Origin of the sequence: Paraburkholderia sp. SIMBA_027 (assembly GCF_046535315.1) — a bacterium.
GTDB lineage: Bacteria > Pseudomonadota > Gammaproteobacteria > Burkholderiales > Burkholderiaceae > Paraburkholderia > Paraburkholderia tropica.
Window position 1 is genome coordinate 1 of record NZ_JAWRWY010001558.1, and the last position, 238, is coordinate 238.

The window sequence follows — 238 nt, forward strand, 5'->3', positions numbered from 1 at the left end:
TCCGCCGGCCTTCCGATCCCGATGAGCCGGCGCGGCATTCCTCCCGATTCACGCTTCACTCGAACCGCCATGACGCTGAATTCGCTCCCCGCCTGGACTGCCCTTCAATCCCACTTCGAACAAATCCGCCATGCCCGCCTGCGCGACTGGTTCGCGCCGGAAAACGACCGCGCGCCGACCCGTGCCGAACGCTTCACGATTCCCGGCGGCGGCCTTGCGGCTGACTTGTCGAAGAACC

The 238-nt window shown here is 66.0% G+C and carries 1 pseudogene; it reads left to right on the plus strand.

The window, feature by feature from the left end:
* Positions 1-69: 69 nt before the first annotated feature.
* Positions 70-238 (plus strand): annotated as a pseudogene (locus tag SB764_RS44415) (glucose-6-phosphate isomerase); the annotation flags it as partial.